The 764-nt window shown below is 57.7% G+C and carries 1 protein-coding gene; it reads right to left on the bottom strand.

Annotation, left to right across the window (positions count from 1 at the left end; all coding sequences use genetic code 11):
* A partial coding sequence (locus AUR66_RS12650) for a site-specific integrase (protein ID WP_231727881.1) occupies positions 1–519 on the bottom strand: 519 nt, incomplete at its 3' end.
* Positions 520–764 lie beyond the last annotated feature (245 nt).

Raw genomic sequence — 764 nt, forward strand, 5'->3', positions numbered from 1 at the left:
CCCGTTTGCACGGTCCCAATCCGCGGGTGTGACTTCGGACTTCGGCTTTTCGAAGCGTTGGGAGAGGTGTGCTTTCCACTGAGAGCGTTCGCGGGGTGAAAGGTCGTTGTAGGCAGGGACTGGCCCGTACTCCAGAGCGGCCTCTCTTAGCTTTGCTCTCTCCTCTCGCGTGAAGAAGTCCTTCGGCTGAGTCGGGTTATGCGACGTCTGAAAGCGGAAGTCTGGTTCCCACTCTTCTCCACCCCGCTCGTGCGCTTGCCACTTGAACAGGCGCTTGAGCGACGAGACGACGTTGTTCTTGTGCGTGTTGCTCAGGTCACCTGCGGCGAGCTCACGGAAATACTGATCGGCGTGGTCAGTCGTGATGTTTGTCGTGTAGCCTTGCTCGTCCCACACCCACCGGTAGAACTGGTCGAGTCGGTAGGCGGTTCGGATTTCCGTAGAATCACTGTAACCCTCAACGCGGTCTGGATCCTTCCCGAACACGGCAATCCACTTAAGGTGGTCCTCGCGGTGCATTCGGTAATCCGTCCGTTGGCGTTCTGTGAGGCGCTTTTCGGACGGTTCCGTAACGATGGGACGGCGTCAGAGAGCGGCATCTCCACTCCCAGAACTATATTCGGCATGACAAGTGGCTAATCGCTGTACGTCGTCGGGGTACGTCTTCCGTCTAATCGACTTGGTATTTGGCATGTCACGAACCTTTGGTTAGGTCGCGACGGTAGACTACGGGACGTAGCGCCAGTAGAAGCGCTCGGTAGGGG

Source organism: Haloferax profundi (assembly GCF_001469865.1).
In the GTDB taxonomy this organism is placed as follows: Archaea; Halobacteriota; Halobacteria; order Halobacteriales; family Haloferacaceae; genus Haloferax; species Haloferax profundi.